The organism is Gottfriedia sp. NPDC056225, from assembly GCF_042267765.1.
Classification (GTDB): Bacteria; Bacillota; Bacilli; order Bacillales; family Bacillaceae_G; genus Gottfriedia.
This window is the reverse complement of record NZ_JBHJTJ010000004.1, coordinates 106,544-123,908: the sequence shown is the minus strand read 5'-3', so window position 1 is coordinate 123,908 and position 17,365 is coordinate 106,544. Positions and strand designations below refer to the sequence as shown.

The 17,365-nt window shown below is 34.9% G+C and carries 18 protein-coding genes; 11 read left to right on the top strand and 7 right to left on the bottom strand.

Annotation, left to right across the window (positions count from 1 at the left end):
• Window positions 1-67: 67 nt before the first annotated feature.
• Window positions 68-202 carry a hypothetical protein gene (locus tag ACFCYN_RS05165; protein WP_257131605.1) on the bottom strand — a complete coding sequence of 45 codons (135 nt, stop codon included), beginning with the start codon at window positions 200-202 and terminating at the stop codon, window positions 68-70.
• A gap of 277 nt (window positions 203-479) precedes the next feature.
• On the opposite strand from ACFCYN_RS05165, the gene ACFCYN_RS05160 reads away from it, so the two are divergent.
• From ACFCYN_RS05160 to ACFCYN_RS05135, 6 genes are all read left to right on the top strand, one after another.
• Entirely contained in the window at window positions 480-1,973 is a 1,494-nt protein-coding gene (locus ACFCYN_RS05160) for an aldehyde dehydrogenase family protein (protein WP_375947967.1), read from the top strand.
• Between the two features lie 55 nt (window positions 1,974-2,028).
• The gene (locus ACFCYN_RS05155) at window positions 2,029-3,399 is read left to right on the top strand and encodes a putrescine aminotransferase (RefSeq protein ID WP_172446838.1); all 1,371 of its coding nucleotides are present in this window, start codon (window positions 2,029-2,031) and stop codon (window positions 3,397-3,399) included.
• Between the two features lie 88 nt (window positions 3,400-3,487).
• Window positions 3,488-4,855, top strand: coding sequence for a 4-aminobutyrate--2-oxoglutarate transaminase (gene gabT / locus ACFCYN_RS05150; RefSeq protein WP_172446839.1), 1,368 nt, complete (start codon window positions 3,488-3,490; stop codon window positions 4,853-4,855).
• A 36-nt stretch (window positions 4,856-4,891) separates the two neighbouring features.
• The gene (locus tag ACFCYN_RS05145; protein ID WP_375948022.1) at window positions 4,892-6,313 is read left to right on the top strand and encodes an NAD-dependent succinate-semialdehyde dehydrogenase; all 1,422 of its coding nucleotides are present in this window, start codon (window positions 4,892-4,894) and stop codon (window positions 6,311-6,313) included.
• A gap of 90 nt (window positions 6,314-6,403) precedes the next feature.
• Entirely contained in the window at window positions 6,404-7,588 is a 1,185-nt protein-coding gene (locus tag ACFCYN_RS05140; protein ID WP_375947965.1) for a CaiB/BaiF CoA transferase family protein, read from the top strand.
• A 13-nt stretch (window positions 7,589-7,601) separates the two neighbouring features.
• Window positions 7,602-8,819 (top strand): acyl-CoA dehydrogenase family protein, encoded by a 1,218-nt coding sequence (locus ACFCYN_RS05135; protein ID WP_172446841.1) that lies wholly within the window; start codon window positions 7,602-7,604, stop codon window positions 8,817-8,819.
• A gap of 123 nt (window positions 8,820-8,942) precedes the next feature.
• On the opposite strand, the gene ACFCYN_RS05130 is transcribed toward ACFCYN_RS05135, so the two are convergent.
• Window positions 8,943-9,374, bottom strand: a complete 432-nt coding sequence (locus ACFCYN_RS05130; protein ID WP_375947962.1) for a hypothetical protein — start codon at window positions 9,372-9,374, stop codon at window positions 8,943-8,945.
• Window positions 9,375-9,377: 3 nt separating this feature from the next.
• Window positions 9,378-9,575, bottom strand: a complete 198-nt coding sequence (locus ACFCYN_RS05125) for a helix-turn-helix transcriptional regulator (RefSeq protein ID WP_098118069.1) — start codon at window positions 9,573-9,575, stop codon at window positions 9,378-9,380.
• 303 nt (window positions 9,576-9,878) lie between these two features.
• Here ACFCYN_RS05125 and ACFCYN_RS05120 point away from each other — a divergent pair, with 303 nt between their 5' ends.
• Both ACFCYN_RS05120 and ACFCYN_RS05115 read left to right on the top strand, forming a co-directional pair.
• A complete protein-coding gene (locus tag ACFCYN_RS05120; protein ID WP_375947960.1) occupies window positions 9,879-10,052 on the top strand; it encodes a hypothetical protein in 174 nt (57 codons plus the stop codon).
• 112 nt (window positions 10,053-10,164) lie between these two features.
• Window positions 10,165-10,599 (top strand): DUF488 domain-containing protein, encoded by a 435-nt coding sequence (locus ACFCYN_RS05115; protein WP_172446844.1) that lies wholly within the window; start codon window positions 10,165-10,167, stop codon window positions 10,597-10,599.
• A gap of 53 nt (window positions 10,600-10,652) precedes the next feature.
• Here ACFCYN_RS05115 and ACFCYN_RS05110 read toward each other — a convergent pair whose 3' ends face one another.
• From ACFCYN_RS05110 to ACFCYN_RS05100, 3 genes are all read right to left on the bottom strand, one after another.
• Window positions 10,653-11,003 carry a PH domain-containing protein gene (locus ACFCYN_RS05110; protein ID WP_172446845.1) on the bottom strand — a complete coding sequence of 117 codons (351 nt, stop codon included), beginning with the start codon at window positions 11,001-11,003 and terminating at the stop codon, window positions 10,653-10,655.
• Between the two features lie 151 nt (window positions 11,004-11,154).
• On the bottom strand, window positions 11,155-12,162 hold the full coding sequence (gene cydB, locus ACFCYN_RS05105) for a cytochrome d ubiquinol oxidase subunit II (protein ID WP_172446846.1): 1,008 nt from the start codon (window positions 12,160-12,162) through the stop codon (window positions 11,155-11,157).
• 16 nt (window positions 12,163-12,178) lie between these two features.
• Window positions 12,179-13,564 carry a cytochrome ubiquinol oxidase subunit I gene (locus ACFCYN_RS05100; RefSeq protein WP_172447774.1) on the bottom strand — a complete coding sequence of 462 codons (1,386 nt, stop codon included), beginning with the start codon at window positions 13,562-13,564 and terminating at the stop codon, window positions 12,179-12,181.
• A 173-nt stretch (window positions 13,565-13,737) separates the two neighbouring features.
• Between ACFCYN_RS05100 and ACFCYN_RS05095 the strand changes: the two genes are divergently transcribed.
• Window positions 13,738-14,283, top strand: coding sequence for a hypothetical protein (locus ACFCYN_RS05095; RefSeq protein WP_172446847.1), 546 nt, complete (start codon window positions 13,738-13,740; stop codon window positions 14,281-14,283).
• A gap of 90 nt (window positions 14,284-14,373) precedes the next feature.
• On the opposite strand, the gene ACFCYN_RS05090 is transcribed toward ACFCYN_RS05095, so the two are convergent.
• The gene (locus ACFCYN_RS05090) at window positions 14,374-15,423 is read right to left on the bottom strand and encodes an NAD(P)/FAD-dependent oxidoreductase (RefSeq protein ID WP_375947957.1); all 1,050 of its coding nucleotides are present in this window, start codon (window positions 15,421-15,423) and stop codon (window positions 14,374-14,376) included.
• Between the two features lie 213 nt (window positions 15,424-15,636).
• Here ACFCYN_RS05090 and ACFCYN_RS05085 point away from each other — a divergent pair, with 213 nt between their 5' ends.
• On the top strand, window positions 15,637-16,482 hold the full coding sequence (locus ACFCYN_RS05085; RefSeq protein ID WP_375947955.1) for an ABC transporter ATP-binding protein: 846 nt from the start codon (window positions 15,637-15,639) through the stop codon (window positions 16,480-16,482).
• Window positions 16,433-17,353: an iron-hydroxamate ABC transporter substrate-binding protein gene (locus ACFCYN_RS05080; protein ID WP_172446850.1), complete on the top strand. Its 921-nt coding sequence runs from the start codon at window positions 16,433-16,435 to the stop codon at window positions 17,351-17,353. Before ACFCYN_RS05085 ends, ACFCYN_RS05080 begins: the two co-directional genes overlap by 50 nt.
• The last annotated feature ends 12 nt before the right edge of the window (window positions 17,354-17,365 follow it).

Here is a 17,365-nt window from a genome sequence, read left to right as displayed (position 1 = left end):
GTTTTCGTGTCCACAATAAATAAAAAACTGTCGACTTTTTCGACAGAGTGAAGCGGAACTTGTGCGTTTATTTCTCTAAATCCCCTATATTTTCATTATGACTTTCAATCACTTCAGTCATTCTAATTTGATCCCTCGCAATCCCAAATGCCATGAAAATCATGATAAGTCCCACTGCAATGCACGTTCCAGCAAGTAACATATTAATCTCCTCCTTTCATGGTGTTCTAGCCTATGCAACGAATTTTCGCAATATGTCGGTTTAACTAATCGTATTTAAAAAAAATCGTTTAAAAAGTAATTGAACCTTAATAAACTAACGAATTTCAAAGATTATGCAAATTGTAATAGTGTTATGCAAAATTGAATAATAATTGTACAGAGTATTCAGTAAAAACCTTGTAAATTAGCGATATTTAAGTTGGCACAGTTCTTGCAAACTATTAAATTGTTAAGAAATTAAGGAGGGTTTATATACAATGGTCGATGTTCAATTCAAAACAATTGATTTAAAGATGTTTATAAATGGTGAATGGAAAGATTCTAGCAATCATGAGAAACGCCCTGTTATTAACCCAGCAACTGGAGAAATCATCGCTTATGCACCAGAAGGAACGATTGAAGATGCGAAAGAAGCAATTGATGTTGCTCGTAAAGCATTCAATGATGGAAGATGGTCTGATTTATCTGCTCAAGAAAGAGCAACTTACTTATTTAAAATAGCGGACAAAATAGAAGAGTACCAAGAGGAACTAACAAAGCTTGAAACATTAGATAATGGGAAAACGAATCGTGAAGCGGGCTATGATGTGGCTGATGCAGCAGCATGCTTCCGTTATTATGCAGGTTTGATTACGAAGCCAGACGGATTTACTTATCATGTAGCAGATCCAATGCAAGCTATGGTTGTACGTGAACCAATCGGAGTTTGTGGATTGATTGTTCCTTGGAACTACCCATTATTAATGAGTGTTTGGAAGATTGCTCCGGCATTAGCGGCAGGTAATTCGATTGTTTTCAAACCTTCAGAAGTAACACCAGTAACCCCTAAGAAATTATTTGAGATTTTTGAAGAGGTTGGTTTGCCACATGGTGTAGCAAATATGGTGATGGGTGCAGGACGAGTGGTTGGAAATGAAATCACTGCCAATCCTGATGTAGACATGGTTTCATTCACGGGTGGAACAAAAACAGGTAAACATATCATGAAAACAGCTGCTGATACGATGAAAAAAGTGTCACTAGAGCTTGGTGGGAAATCTCCGAATATCATTTTTGCTGATGCAGACTTTGAAACGGCAGTAGATTATGCGCTATTTGGAATTTATGCAGGTTCGGGTCAGGTTTGTTCATCGGGTTCAAGGATTTTAGTTGAAGAATCGATTTATGATCGCTTCGTTGATCGATTTGTAGAGCGTGCTAAAAAAATTAAAGTAGGTCCTGGAAATGTAGCAGAAAATGAAATGGGCCCACTTGTTAGTAAAGAGCATTTAGAAAAAGTTTTAAGCTATATACAAATTGGTAAAGATGAAGGCGCAAGAGTTGCTTGCGGCGGAAATCGTATCGAAAAAGATGGGTTAGAAAAGGGATACTTTGTTGAACCGACTGTATTTGTAGATGTTGAACAAAATATGCGAATCGTTCAAGAAGAAATTTTTGGCCCTGTAGTATGTATTCAAAAGTTTAAAACTGAAGAGGAAGCAATAAAACTAGGAAACGGGACCGTTTATGGTTTAGCAGGTGCAGTATTTAGTAAAGATGGAGCGAAAGCTTTAAGAGTTATTAAAAAGCTACGATCAGGGATTACTTGGATCAATGCCTACCATCCAACTTATAATGAAGCGCCTTGGGGTGGATACAAACAAAGTGGTGTTGGTCGAAGCCTAGGTACATTTGGGTTAGAAGAATTCCAAGAGATTAAGCAAATTAACATTAATTTACAAGTTGAACCAATTGGCTGGTTTGCAGAATAATAAAGGGCAAAATTTAACTAAAAAAATAAATAAAACGACTATAGGAGTGGACAAAATGAGTATCAATTTAAAAAACGAATTAAAAAGTGAAGAAAAAAATGTAACTGAGTACATTAATAAAGTTTTAAGTTTAATAGAAAAAGAGACTGTTACAGAAGAAGATGCTGCGTGGATCACAAAAGAAACAGTTGATGGATTTAGAGAACATGTAAACCCAGGTTTCCTTGCTTACCGTAAAACAGTTACTGAAGGCGGTCAATTTGCTTCTGTTGAGTGGTCTGATAGCGGTTCATGCTTTAAAGATGTAAATGGAAAAGAATATATTGACTGTTTAGGCGGATTCGGAATTTATAATGTTGGACACCGTCATCCAAAAGTTATCAAAGCTGTTACAGATCAGTTAAAAAGACAGGCACTTCATAGCCAAGATTTATTAGATCCATTACGTGCAATGCTTGCAAAAATTTTAGCTGATATTACACCTGGAGATTTAAAATATTCATTCTTTACAAATAGTGGGACTGAAAGTGTGGAAGCAGCATTAAAGCTAGCAAAAATGTATAGTGAGCGCAGTACATTTATTTCAACTACACGTGCATTCCATGGTAAAAGCTTAGGTTCTTTATCAGGTACTGCAAAAGGAATGTTCCGTAAACCATTTTTACCGCTAATTCCTGGATTCCGTCATGTTCCATTTGGTGACATTGACATGATGAGAAAAACATTTGAAACATGTGCATTAGTTGGTGAGGATGTTGCAGCAGTAATTCTTGAGCCAATTCAAGGTGAAGGCGGAATTATTCTTCCTCCTCCAAACTACTTAAAAGAAGTTCGTGAGTTATGTGATGAGTACGGTTCTCTATTAATTTTTGATGAAGTACAAACAGGTATGGGTCGTACAGGTAAAATGTTTGCTGCTGATTTATATGAAGTAGTACCAGATATTATCTGTCTTGCTAAAGCATTTGGTGGAGGAGTTATGCCAGCTGGTGCAGTAGTAGCAAAAGAAGAAGTGTTCAAAAGCTGGTTCCCAAATCCATTTATGCATACAACAACATTTGGTGGAAATCCATTAGCATGTGCTGCTGCTATTGCTACAATCAGCGTATTACTTGAAGAAAAATTACCTGAAAGAGCAGAAGTAGTTGGAGCATATTTCTTAGATCAATTAAAAGAAGCTGCAAAAGGACATGAAGACAAAGTTTTAGAAATTCGTGGTCAAGGTTTAATGATCGGAATCGAGTTCCATCAAGATGAAATCGGCTATGAAGTTTCTAAAGGAATGTTTGATAAAGGAATCCTAGTTGCTGGTACGTTAATTAACTCAAAAACAATTCGTATCGAGCCTTCATTAAAAATTAGCTATGAAGAGGTTGATACTGTAGTAAGTGCATTTAAAGAAATTTTAGCTACTATTCAAGCTTAATTTATTCACCAGCATGTCATGACATTATAGATCATGACATGCTTTCATTACAGTCGGAAAAAATCGTTATAGATAGGACGGTGCAATAATGGCAGATCGAAAATTTGTTAAAATCCAAACTTCAATTCCAGGACCAAAATCACAAGAGCTGCTTGCTCGAAGAAATAAAGTGGTTCCAAAAGCAATTAGTAATAATAGTGAAGCATTCGTAAAAAAAGCAAAAGGTGCACTAGTTGAGGATATTGATGGCAATACATTTATTGACTTTGCTGGTGCAATTGGAACTCTAAATGTGGGACATTCCCATCCTAGAGTAGTAAGAGCACTTCAAGGACAAGCCGGTGATTATATTCATACAGGCTTTAATGTCATGATGTATGAATCTTATATTCAACTTGCTGAAAGATTAGCCGAAATTTCGCCTGGGGATTTCGATAAACAAGTAGCATTTTTTAATAGTGGTGCAGAAGCAGTTGAAAATGCAGTGAAAATTGCTAGAAAATATACAAAGCGTCAAGGCATCATTTCGTTTACTAGAGGATTCCACGGTCGTACTTTAATGACGATGACAATGACAAGTAAAGTTAAGCCATACAAATATGGATTTGGACCATTTGCTCCGGAAGTGTATAAAGCACCTTATCCATACGTATATCGTCGTCCAGAACAAATGAATGAAAAAGAATATAGTAATTTCATCATTGAACAATTTGAGCAGTTCCTAATTGCAGAAGTGGCACCAGAAACAATTGCTGCTGTTGTAATGGAACCAATTCAAGGCGAAGGCGGCTTTATTGTTCCGGATCTTGATTTTGTTAAAAGAGTTAGAGAAATTTGTACGCAGTATGGCATATTGTTTGTAGCAGATGAAATTCAAACTGGATTCGCTAGAACAGGTAAATATTTTGCGATCGAGCACTTTGGAGTTGAGCCTGATTTAATTACGATTTCAAAATCAATGGGTGCAGGAGTACCTATTAGTGGCGTAATTGGTAGAAAAGAAATAATGGAAGCTTCTGATAGTGGTGAAATAGGCGGAACATATTCTGGTAGTCCACTTGGATGCCGTGCTGCATTAGCAGTACTCGACATCATTGAAGAAGAAGAATTAAATGATCGAGCTGTTGTCATTGGTGAAAAGGTTAATGAGAAAATGAACCAATGGGCAGAACGATTTGAACAAATTGGCGATATTCGTGGAATTGGCGCAATGTGTGCGATGGAGATTGTCACAAATAAAAAGGATAAAACACCAGATAAAGCTACAGTTGGAAAGATTGTAAAAGAAGCAAATAACAGAGGGTTAATGTTATTAAGCGCAGGAATTTTTGGTAACGTGATTCGTTTATTAATGCCACTTACGATTACTGATGAGCAGCTTGAAGAAGGGCTAGATATTTTAAGAGAGTCCATCGAGGCTGTATTAGTTCCAGAACTTCAATTGGAGGTAAACTAAATGAGCCAAATTAAAGAAAAATACGAAGTCTACCCTATGTATATAGACGGTGCATGGGTTGGGACTGATCATGAATATTATACAAAGGTTACAAATCCTGCAACTGGAGCGGTTGTAGGTGCAATTCCAACAGGTGGTACATATGAAGCAAAATTAGCTGTTGATGCTGCTCATAAAGCCTTCAAAACTTGGTCAAAAAAGACTGCAGAAGAAAGATATCATTTATTAATGAATTGGTATCGACTGATTGACGAAAAGAAAGAAGAAATTGCTAGATTAATGACAATTGAGCAAGGGAAACCAGTAAAAGAAGCGCTAGGTGAGACTGTTTATGCAAATGGCTTTATTTCTTGGTATGCAGAAGAAGGTAAACGCATATACGGAGAAACAATTCCTGCATCACAGCCTAATAAGCGAATTCTTATTAGAAAAGAACCTGTAGGTGTTGTAGCAGCAATTACACCATGGAATTTTCCAGCAGCAATGATTACTAGAAAAGTTGCGCCTGCTCTTGCGGCTGGTTGTACGACGGTTATTAAACCAGCAACACAAACACCTTTAACAGCATTAAAGCTGGCAGAGCTTGCTCATGAAGCAGGAATTCCAAAAGGTGTAATTAATGTTGTTACTGGTAAATCTTCTGAAATTGGTGACGTATGGTTAAAAGATCCTAGAGTAACGAAAATTACATTTACTGGTTCTACTGAAGTTGGTAAAACGCTAATGAAGGGTGCAGCAGAAAATGTCAAAAAGGTTTCTCTTGAACTTGGAGGAAACGCGCCATTTATCGTCATGGATGATGCCGATTTATCAAAGGCAGCAGTTGGTTTAGTTCAGTCAAAATTCCGAAATGCTGGCCAAACTTGTATTTGTACAAATCGTATTTACGTACAAGAAAGTGTAGCAGAAAAGTTTACAGACCTATTTACAAAAGAATTGGAAAAATTAAAAGTTGGTAATGGTTTAGAAGAAGGAGTTGATGTTGGTCCTCTAATTGATCATTCAGCTTTAGAAAAGGTAAAAACATTAGTCGAGGATGCTACTAAAAATGGTGGGAAAATAGTATTCAGCGGTAATAAACCAAAAGAAGAAAATGGATATTATTATGCACCAACAATTTTAACTGGAATTACAGATGAAATGGCATGTATGAAGGAAGAAATTTTTGGACCTCTAGCACCGATTTCTACTTTTAAAACGGAAGAGGAGGTAATCGAAAGAGCAAATAATTCAAATTATGGTCTAGCTGCATATGTGTATACAGAGAATTTAAGTCGTTCATTCCGTATTACAGAAGCACTTGAATACGGAATTATTGGTTTAAATGATGCTTTACCTTCAGCTGTTCAAGTTCCATTTGGTGGTTATAAAGAGAGCGGTCTAGGAAGAGAAGGCGGTCACTTCGGAATTGAGGAATTTTTAGAAGTTAAATATATCTCAATAGGGTTAGACATTTAAAAAATTTGTAAGCCAGTTAAACATTCAGGTGCAGGCAATTGTAATTGAGTGTTTACTGGCTTATTAACTAGATTAATAGAGGTGGAAAAGTTGCCGGGTGCATTATATGGAGTTAAAATCATTGATTTAACAAGAGTGCTAGCCGGTCCCTTTTGTACGATGATCCTTGGGGATTTGGGGGCCGAGGTCATAAAAGTAGAAAGTATAAATATTGGTGATGAAACAAGAGGATGGGGGCCACCTTTCGTGGAAGGTGAAAGCGCTTATTATTTATGTGCAAACCGCAATAAGCAGGGCATCACCTTGAACTTAAAAAGTGAGCAAGGTAAAGAAATTTTAAAAAAGCTAATTTCAGAGGCTGATGTAGTTGTTCAAAATTTCAAACCTGGCACATTGAAGAAGCTAGGCTTTGGCTATGAAGATTTGAAAAAAATAAAAGGTGACATCATATTAGCTTCCATTAGTGGATTTGGCAGTGTAGGGCCGAGTTCAAGTCTACCGGGATATGATTATATCATTCAAGCAATGTCTGGTTTAATGAGCATTACAGGCGAGAAAGAAGCAGAGCCAACAAAGGTAGGAGTAGCTATTTCTGACGTTTTAACTGGTTTATTTACATGTATTGGGATTCTTGCTTCACTGCAACATCGGAGTCGTACAGGGGAAGGCCAGGAAATTGATATTTCGTTGTTTGACTCACAACTAGCTGCTTTAGTAAATGTAGCTAGTAATTATTTATGCAGTGGAATTGTACCTGAACGAATGGGAAATCATCATCCTAATATCGTTCCATATCAAGTTTTTACGGCGAGTGATGGGGAACTTGTCATAGCAGTTGGTAATGATGAACAATTTAAACGATTTGCGCTATTAATCGATGAGCCAACTTTATTGAACGAAACATTTAAAACAAATACTAGTCGACTACAGCATAGAAAACTTATAGAGCAATTAATTCAAAACAAGTTAAAAACGAAAACTAAAAATGAATGGAAAGAATTATTAGATCAAAATGGAATCCCGAATGGACCAATCAATAATGTGAGTGAAGCCCTACAGTCTGAACAAGCTAAGTCGAGAGATATGGTGTTGGATGTAAACCACCCATATATTAAAGATTTAAAACTAGTCGGATCACCATTAAAATTATCAAAAACACCAGTTGAAGTATTAAGACACCCACCCCTGCACGGCGAACATACTGATGAAATAATGAGTAAGCTAGGTTATTCCCGAATTGAAATAGAAGAAATGAAATTAAATAAAACAATTTGAGGAGGAAATAAAAATGGATTTTTCATTATCAGAAGAACAAGTTAGTGTAAGGAAAGTAGTCAGGTCATTTGTAGACCGAGAAATTATCCCTTTTATTAAAGAATGGGATGAAAAAGGACATTTTGAAGTAAATATTTTAAAGCGACTAGCTGATTTACAATTAATGGGTGTATGTATTCCAGAACAATATGGTGGAGTAGGGATGGATTATAATACATTAGCGATTGTATGTGAGGAATTAGAAAGAGGGGACACAGCATTTAGAACGGCAGTCTCAGTGCATACAGGATTAAACAGCATGACTTTATTACAATGGGGTACTGAAGAACAAAAGAAAAAATACTTAGTACCTCAAGCCCAAGGGAATAAAATTGGGGCATTTGGATTAACTGAACCGAATGCAGGCTCAGATGTGGTCGCAATGACAACGACTGCTGTAAAAGACGGAGATAGCTATATTTTAAACGGGTCTAAAACATGGATCTCATTATGTGATGTTGCTGACCATTTCTTAATTTTTGCTAAAACAAACCATGACTTAAAGCATCACGGAATATCTTGTTTTATTGTAGAGCGTACATTTGAAGGCGTTTCCACAAAAGCAATTAAAGGAAAAATGGGTATTAGAGCTGGGAATACAGGCGAAGTATTTTTAGATGATGTAAGAGTACCTGCTGAAAACCTTTTAGGCTTTGAAGGTGAAGGCTTTAAAATTGCTATGTCAGCACTAGATAACGGTCGATTTACAGTAGCCGCTGGTGCATGCGGCTTAATTCAAGCATCTCTTGAAGCGAGTGTAAAATACTGCCACGAACGTAAAACATTCGGCAAAGAAATCGGAAAGCACCAACTAGTACAACAAATGATTGCAAAAATGTCATCAAATTTAGAAATCTCTAGATTATTAGTATACAAAGCAGGTTGGTTAAAAAATAACGGTAAACGAAATACAAGAGAAACATCACTAGCAAAATGGATTTCATGTAATGCCGCAAATGAAGCAGCAAACGATGCAGTACAAATCCATGGAGCATATGGATTCTCAAACGAATTCCCTGTAGAGCGCTACTTAAGAAACTCAAAAGCACCTGTAATTTATGAAGGTACTCGTGAAATTCACACAATTATGCAAGCTGAATACGACCTTGGCTATAGAGAGGATAAAGTTTTAAGAAAAATGCTTCCATCATGGCCATTTGAAGAAGTTTCAGTGGAAGTAGTGAAGTCTTAATTTAAAATGTGTAAACAAAAAAGGACCGGGTTGATTATTGCCCGGTTTTGTTTTTAAATTGTATACATAATGGATCATTTTTCATTTTGGAATTCAATATAATTTGTCATAACTATTAATTAATTACATCTCTTTATAGTACTTTAAACGGTAAAAACTGTTAGATCCAAGGAGAAACATATATGCAAAAACTAATAGTAACAACATGGTAAAATCTATATCCATCAAGGCAAATGCTAAGATTAAGGCTCCAAACACTAAAACCATCATGTCATATGCTTTCGCTTTTGCTTGATTAGCGATTGCCAAATTACGCTCATCTTTTTTGTCAATTTCTAGCTTTTTTGCTGCAACAGGATTATTCTTCACAGCGAAACGGAGCAGTATTTCTCCCATACCGTGACCAAAAATACTACAGCCAAGCCCAAAACAGATATAAGGTAACACTCGTAGCAAACCTTGTGGATCGTGATTTGTTTTGATGAAGTAAATACCACCCGCTAGTAGTATAAAAGCCACTGCGGTAAGATAATAAATTGAATTAGTTTTTTTCATACTTTAATCCTCCTCATAAATAAAGATTTCTTCAATACTCATACCGAAAAAACGAGCAATTTTGAACGCTAAAAGGATAGAAGGGTTATAACGTCCGTTTTCTAGTGAACCGATCGTTTGCCTTGACACTTCAAGAGCTGTTGCTAATTCTTCTTGTTTAATTCCGCGTTGCTTACGGATTTCTTCTAAACGATTGAGCAACATGGTCCCCCCTTTTTTCATGGAAAGTTAACTTTCCATAGATTAAGTTTATCGTGCAAATGGAGCAATATCAAGCATACTTTCCATTTGGAAAAGAATTTATTTATTGAACGATCGCATTGCCTTAGCTGAACCAAAGTAGAGGATGATTATTAGTCGAATATCATTTATTTCAATATGTGACAAATTACTTCAATAATATAAAAGGAAAATACTGTAAATTATCGAATGTAATAATAAACTGTAATAAGTTGAGGAACAGCTAAACTAATAATTGAAAATGAGGTGAGGTAAATTACAAAATTGGGATATTTATTTTGGGGATTTGTTATTTTAATAATCGCATTTGGTTATTTTATGCAAAAGAAATTCGGAACGGGCGCACTAAATAAAAGTGATAATCAAACAATGAATGAAGAAATTGGGAGAGAAACAACTAAAGTTAATAATACGAATAACCCTTCAGGACCATTTTAAAAAGTTTGATGTGATTACTGCAAAAGTGAGTGTGGTCTATCAAAAACGAGACGAATCACCTTTTTTATATCAACATAAATAGAAGTAATCTTTAAAGGAGTAACTTTCCAAAATGAACATAACAACAATCGGTTTCTCAAAAAAATCTTTAAGAACCTTCTCAACAATGCTTCAACAAAATAGAGTTACTCATCTAATTGATACTCGGCTACATAACACATCACAACTAGCAGGATACGCCAAAAAAGACGACTTACAATTTGTAATGCGTCTATTAAATATTCAATACACACATGACACAGATTTAGCACCAACAGAAGAATTACTTAAAGCAATTAAGAAAAAAGAAATCGAGTGGAATGACTTCGAAAAAGACTTTTTGAACTTGATTCAAAACCGTAAAATTGAAAAAAAAATAAACGATTTTACAAGTATTGGCGTTCCATGCTTTTTATGTAGCGAAGAAAAACCACACCATTGTCATCGTAAATTAGTAGTAGAATACTTAAGAGAATTTGATCATCGTTTTGAAATTATTCATTTATAAGGCAATTTAAATCAAAAAGTAAAGACTGTCCATTAAAGACAGTCTTATTTAAGTTATTTTATATGAGTACTCAAGTTATTTTGTATTTGCTGTAAAACATCATCAACATGATCCATTTCCAAAATAATTTTATCGTACTTATGATTATTCAATGTTAAGACTAAATTGCCTTTGTTCGTACTTGTCGCCACAAAATAATTCAAACCGTCCTTTTTAAAAAAACCATATTTACTTGGACCCATATGTGTACCATATACTTTCCATAAATACTGCTGGATGTCTTCTATTGAAACTTCCTTAATATCATTATAGGGAATTTCAATTTTATGCTTTAGCCCAAGTACAGATTCTAAACTAGATAATGTAATAACTAATTGATTTTCTTCAAATAAAATTGTTTTCATAAACGTTCCCTCCTTACTTCTTATACGAATGAGAATCGAATTTCGTTCATTTTTTTAAAAAATCGTATATTTCAAGAGCAATTTAAAAATGAGCGATCGTTGTTATCGGAATCGCTCATCTATACAAAATTAAACAAACGTTTAATTGAATTCAATACTCTAAATCAGATGAAGTAACTCTCTTTCGAAACACCCAGTATGTCCAAATTTGATACGCAAGCACAAATGGAATTGTAGAAAACGCAACAATTGTCATGATTTTTAAAGTATAAGGACTTGATGAAGCATTATAAATCGTTAAAGAATAAGCAGGATCAATCGAACTGATCATAACTCTTGGGAATAAATCTAAAAAAACGGTAATAGTTGAAAAGACAATTGTTAAACCGGTCATTATAAATGCCCAGCCTTCACGTTTAATTTTAATAAAATAGCGGACAGAAAATAATGTGATCCCGGATAAAATCGGAATCGCTCCTGGAACGACACCGTAGCGCGTAAAAAAGTCTGTTTGAAAATAAGCTAGTATAATAAAAATAGACATAAATGTAGTAGTCCACATACCAATTTTAAGAGCCACTGAGAAAGCTTTTTCTCTTAGTTCGCCTACCGTTTTAAGACAGATAAATAACGCTCCATGTAGAAGAAACAGTAGTACAATACTAATTCCGCCAGTCACTGAAAAAACACTGATTAAGTCCCAAAACGTACCAACATAATTCATTTTAGAATCAATTGGAACGCCTCGCATTAAATTGGCAAGTGCAACTCCCCATAAGAATGGAGGCAATAAGCTACCGAAAAAAATAATCCAATCCCAAGTTGAACGCCAAGCTGGGCTTTTTTGTTTGCTACGAAACTCAAATGCGACTCCTCGACCAATCAAAGCTAATAGCATTAAAAAGAGAGCCATATAAAAACCGCTAAACAGGGTAGCATACCAATTTGGAAAAGCTGCAAACATTGCACCTCCAGCGGTAATAAACCATACTTCATTCCCATCCCAAAATGGACCTATCGTATTAATGATTATTCTCCGATCTGTATCACTTTTACCGATAAACGGTAATAGCATTCCAACGCCAAAATCGAAGCCTTCTAGGAAGAAAAATCCGATAAATAGAACGGCTATTAAAATAAACCATGTGGTCTCTAACATATATAAATAGTCTCCTTTAATATAATTTTGGTTCTAACGATTCCTTATGTTTACTAGTATCTTTAGTTGCTGGACCTGCTTTTATAAAGTGAACAAATAAATAGATTAGAACAACTAACAAAATCGCATAGACTACGGTAAATCCTATAAAAGTAGTTAATACCATTGGAGAAGATACGGTTGGTGAAACACTATTTTTCGTCTTCAATACGCCAAATACGGACCAAGGTTGTCTTCCAACTTCAGTCATAATCCATCCAGCTGAATTTGCGATATAAGGAAGAGAAATTGCAGGTATCATTAAATTAAGAAATAGTTTCTGATTGTCTATTCGATGACGATAAACGGCAAATGATCCATAAAGGGCAAGTAAAATCATTAATCCACCAGCAAATAACATAACGCGGAAACTCCAAAATGTTGTTTTAACAGGAGGGACATAGTTATCAGGCCCAAACCTTTTTGAATATTCAGCTTGAAGATCATTAATCCCTACAACTTTACCAGTAAATTTATTGTAAGTAAGAAGACTTAATAATCCTGGTACCTGAAGTTCAAAAGGGTTTTTTTGATGATCTACATCAATATTCGCAACTAGTGCCCATGGAGCACTATTACCAGTCGTGTCCCATAAAGCTTCAGCAGCAGCCATTTTCATTGGTTGACTATGCATTAAATGTTGAGCCTGATGATGTCCTGAAAATGCGACTAATAAGTTAGAAACTAATGCAACGACAATAGCAATTGAAAAAGAAGGTTTAAAGATTTCAGTTTGTTGTTTTCGTAGCATTTTATATGCACTAAGACCAGCCATAAACATCGAACCTGTAGCTAATGCACTAAAAACAACATGCGGGAATTCTACTAATACTTGTGGATTAGTTAATAGAGCACTGAATTTTACCATTTCAGCACGACCGTTGCGTAATGTGAAACCGACTGGTTCTTGCATAAATGAATTTGCTACTAAAATCCAAAAAGCAGAAATCGTCGTACCAATTGCCACAAGCCAAATTGTAGCTAAGTGAATTTTAGGTGGTAGTCGATCCCAGCCAAATATCCATAATCCTAAAAATGTAGATTCTAAAAAGAAGGCAACTAAAGCTTCAATAGCTAAAGGCCCACCGAAAATATCACCCACATATCTGGCATAATCTGACCAATTCATGCCAAATTGAAATTCCTGCATAATGCCGGTAACGACACCTACAGCAAAGTTTAGTAGAAATAACTTGCCCCAAAACTTTGTCATGATTTTATACTGTTCATCTTTTTTTATTAAATATAGAGTATGTAAAAATGCGATTAAAAAGGCTAATCCAATTGTTAGAGGTACGAATAAAAAATGATAAATTGTTGTTACTGCAAATTGCCATCTAGCCAAAATAAGATTACTTAACATAATCATACTAGCCTCCAATTCTTTTAAAAGCTTAAATCATGTAGGCTTAGTATTAGTAAAAATACGAAAAAAATTTGAACTATCGATAATTTTTTTTCATAGCTAGAAAAATGCTAGGGAATGATATCATCTAGATATGCGAGTTATTTACTATTTTCAAAGAGGTATATGATATGGATCAAAAAGTAATAGGTTATTTTGAAAACTTAGAATCAAAAGATAAGAATTTGCAATACGAAGCCTTTAACTATATTATTTCCGTAACAAAAGAGCCGGTGGATTGGTCGTATGAAGTATGGGATCGATTAAAATCGGAGCTAACAAATAAGGGAAATCATCAGAGATCAAGAGCTGCCCAGTTTCTTTCGAATTTAGCGATAAGTGATCCAGAGAAGAGAATGCTTAATGATTTTCCAGCAATTTGGCAGGTTACATATGATCCAAAGTTTGTAACCGCGAGACATACTTTGCAGTCCATATGGAGAGTAGGTCTAGCCGGTCCGGAACAAAGAGCAATCGTCATTGAACATCTAGTAAATCGATTTTTAAATTGCAAAGAAGAGAAAAACTATACGTTGATTCGTTACGATATTATTCAATGTATGAGAAATCTATATGATGCAGTTAAGAATGAAGAAATTAAGCAAAAGGCATTAGAGTTGATTGAAACCGAAGAGGATCTAAAGTATAGAAAGAAATATATGACAGTGTGGAAGTGAAGCGCGAAAAAGTCTTCAGGGCTTCAATTTTTTTAGAAAAATGAACGATAAAAAAACGAATTCGCATGGAATTCGTTTTTTTGTTTTATATTAGCTCATCATTTGTTTAATTAGCTCACGATTTCGTTTTTTAAATACTTCATTATGAGATGAAACCATAGCTGAACCGCTAGCATCAGGCTGAATATATTGCTTCGCTTTATTAACGGCATTCGCCGCATCCTGAAATGCGCCAGCAATCAATTGCAGTTTTCCTTCATGCATTAAAATATCGCCAGCTGCGTAAATTCCTTCAATTGAAGTTTCACTCGTTGTATTACCTTTTATGTAGAAGTCTTGAATCATTTCTACTTTAATTTCACTATTATTAAGTAAAGAAGTATCTTGTTCATAGCCATGGTTGATGATTACTTCGTCAATGGCTAAGTGAGATATTTCACCCGTTTCGTTATTTGACAGTTCAACTTTTTCGATCAACTCATGATTTTCACATGCGATCAGTTTTGTAATAGAAGTGTTGAATAGACACTCAACTGAACTATTCATTAATTGAGAGACTTGTGCTTCATGGCCTTTAAGTGCATCTTTTCGGTAAGTTATATAAACTTTTTTGGCGATTGGCTCTAATTCATTAGCCCAATCTATTGCAGAGTTACCTCCACCAGAAACAATAACTGTTTTATCTTTAAATCGTTTAAGTGACTTAACTGTATAGTTTAAATTTGAAACTTCGAATCGTTCTGCACCATCTATATTTAGTTTAGTTGGATTTAAAATACCGCTTCCAACTGCAACTATGATTGTTTTAGAATAATTCAATTGACCTGAAGCTGTTTGTAAAATAAAAATGCCATTCTCATCTCGAGTGATCGTATCGACCTTTTCATTTAATACAACAGTAGGATCAAATGTTAATCCTTGCTGAACAATTTGACCGATGAACTTTTCACCCGGAATTGGAGGTTGCCCACCAACATCCCAAATCATCTTTTCAGGATAGCAATGAACTTTACCACCTAATTCAGATTGAAATTCTATAATTTTTGTCTTCATTTCTCTTAAACCGCTATAAAAAGCAGAGTAAAGTCCAGCGGGACCTCCTCCGATTACTGTTACATCAAATAGATCATTTATGTTCATTACCGTCTCACTCCAGAATATTCTGTCATTGATTATCATTCTCAATAAAATATAAACCATTTTTAAGAATTTTTCAATGATTTAACGAAAATTTAATATTGACATAATTAGTAAATAGAATTATATTTACGAAGTGACATAGATTGATAATAATTATCATTATCATTATCATTTCGGTTGAGAAATAAATATAAAATGAATGGGGGTCCGTTTATGGTACGGTTATATACTGATGAGTTGACCATTGGTTACGGTGATCGTTTGATTGTAAAAGGCCTTAATATAAAAATTCCGGATAAACAAATTACAACCATTATTGGCTCAAACGGATGTGGAAAATCGACACTTTTGAAGGCGATTACTAGAATTATCTCGCATCAATCCGGAACAATTATTTTAGATGGGGAAAACATTTCCTTAGAGAATACTAAATTACTAGCTAGAAAGATGGCAATTCTTCCACAAACTCCAGAGAGTGCGAGTGGGTTAACAGTAGGTGAATTAGTATCTTATGGTCGATTCCCATATCAAAGTGGATTCGGTAGACTCACAAAAAAAGATATTGAAGTAATTGACTGGGCGCTTGAAGTTACAGGTACAAAGGATTTTAAGTATCAAGCAGTTGATTCACTTTCGGGCGGACAACGTCAACGAGTTTGGATCGCTATGGCGTTAGCACAAGAAACTGAAATTATTTTCCTTGATGAACCTACTACATATTTGGATATGGCACATCAGCTTGAAATTTTAGAGCTGTTACAAAAATTAAATCAAGAACAGGACTGCACGATTGTAATGGTCTTACACGACTTGAATCAAGCAGCACGTTTTGCTGATTACATCATTGCAATGAAAGACGGAGAAATCGTAAAAGCAGGCTCTTGTGAAGAAGTCATTACTCATGAAGTTCTTAAAAAAGTTTTTTCGATTGATACAGTAATTGGAAGAGATCCAAGAACAAATAAACCAATGTGCATAACTTACAATTTACTTAAGGGAGAAGAAAAAAATGAAGAAAATCTTAATACCGTTTCTTTTAATATTCGTGCTAATTATTAGTGCATGTAGTAATACAGCAGCAAGCAAGGATGATTCTAAGAATGAACCAAAAAAGTCTGGAACTATTACATATCAATCTCAAAATGGACCAGTTAAAGTACCTGCAAATCCTAAACGTGTCGTCGTATTATCATCATTCGCGGGGAATGTAATGTCTTTAGGGGTTAACATCGTTGGTGTTGATTCTTGGTCAAAGTCGAATCCTCGTTGGACTGAAAAATTAAAAAATGCTGAAGTAGTGTCAGATGATAATATCGAAAAAATTATTGAATTAAACCCTGATTTAATTATTGGGTTAGATAGCGTTAAAAATCTTGATAAGTTAAAGAAAATTGCACCTACTGTTGTATACACATATGGAAAAGTAGATTATTTAACGCAACAGATCGAAATAGGTAAATTATTAAATAAAGAAAAAGAAGCTAAAGCTTGGGTAGATGATTTCAAGACTCGTGCCGCGAAAGTCGGAGAAGAGATTAAAGCTAAGATTGGTCCAAATGCAACAGTTTCTGTCATTGAAAAATTCGATAAACAACTTTATGTATATGGAAACAACTGGGGTCGTGGCACAGAAATTATTTACCAAGAAATGAAGTTGAAAATGCCTAAAAAGGTTGAAGAAAATGCGTTAAAACCAGGCTATTATGCAATCTCATTAGAAGTACTTCCTGAATTTATGGGAGACTATGTAATCTTTAGTAAATTCGATCAAGCTGATACATCTGTAGAAAAAACAAATACTTATAAAAATACACCTGCAGTAAAAAACAAACACGTTTTTGAAGTTAATGGAAGTGAGTTCTATTTCAATGATCCAGATACTTTAGATATGCAATTAGAGTTCCTTAAAAAGCAATTTTTAAGTAACTAACAAAAAAGAGAG

What these genes read in the sequence shown, in the direction of transcription:
- ACFCYN_RS05130 (WP_375947962.1), bottom strand. Translation starts at nt 9,374, where the DNA reads ATGAAAAAAACTAATTCAATTTATTATCTTACCGCAGTGGCTTTTATA.
- ACFCYN_RS05160 (WP_375947967.1), top strand. Translation starts at nt 480, where the DNA reads ATGGTCGATGTTCAATTCAAAACAATTGATTTAAAGATGTTTATAAAT.
- ACFCYN_RS05135 (WP_172446841.1), top strand. Translation starts at nt 7,602, where the DNA reads ATGGATTTTTCATTATCAGAAGAACAAGTTAGTGTAAGGAAAGTAGTC.
- ACFCYN_RS05100 (WP_172447774.1), bottom strand. Translation starts at nt 13,564, where the DNA reads ATGTTAAGTAATCTTATTTTGGCTAGATGGCAATTTGCAGTAACAACA.
- ACFCYN_RS05155 (WP_172446838.1), top strand. Translation starts at nt 2,029, where the DNA reads ATGAGTATCAATTTAAAAAACGAATTAAAAAGTGAAGAAAAAAATGTA.
- ACFCYN_RS05095 (WP_172446847.1), top strand. Translation starts at nt 13,738, where the DNA reads ATGGATCAAAAAGTAATAGGTTATTTTGAAAACTTAGAATCAAAAGAT.
- ACFCYN_RS05085 (WP_375947955.1), top strand. Translation starts at nt 15,637, where the DNA reads ATGGTACGGTTATATACTGATGAGTTGACCATTGGTTACGGTGATCGT.
- ACFCYN_RS05145 (WP_375948022.1), top strand. Translation starts at nt 4,892, where the DNA reads ATGTATATAGACGGTGCATGGGTTGGGACTGATCATGAATATTATACA.
- ACFCYN_RS05115 (WP_172446844.1), top strand. Translation starts at nt 10,165, where the DNA reads ATGAACATAACAACAATCGGTTTCTCAAAAAAATCTTTAAGAACCTTC.
- ACFCYN_RS05080 (WP_172446850.1), top strand. Translation starts at nt 16,433, where the DNA reads ATGAAGAAAATCTTAATACCGTTTCTTTTAATATTCGTGCTAATTATT.
- ACFCYN_RS05165 (WP_257131605.1), bottom strand. Translation starts at nt 202, where the DNA reads ATGTTACTTGCTGGAACGTGCATTGCAGTGGGACTTATCATGATTTTC.
- gabT (WP_172446839.1), top strand. Translation starts at nt 3,488, where the DNA reads ATGGCAGATCGAAAATTTGTTAAAATCCAAACTTCAATTCCAGGACCA.
- cydB (WP_172446846.1), bottom strand. Translation starts at nt 12,162, where the DNA reads ATGTTAGAGACCACATGGTTTATTTTAATAGCCGTTCTATTTATCGGA.
- ACFCYN_RS05110 (WP_172446845.1), bottom strand. Translation starts at nt 11,003, where the DNA reads ATGAAAACAATTTTATTTGAAGAAAATCAATTAGTTATTACATTATCT.
- ACFCYN_RS05090 (WP_375947957.1), bottom strand. Translation starts at nt 15,423, where the DNA reads ATGAACATAAATGATCTATTTGATGTAACAGTAATCGGAGGAGGTCCC.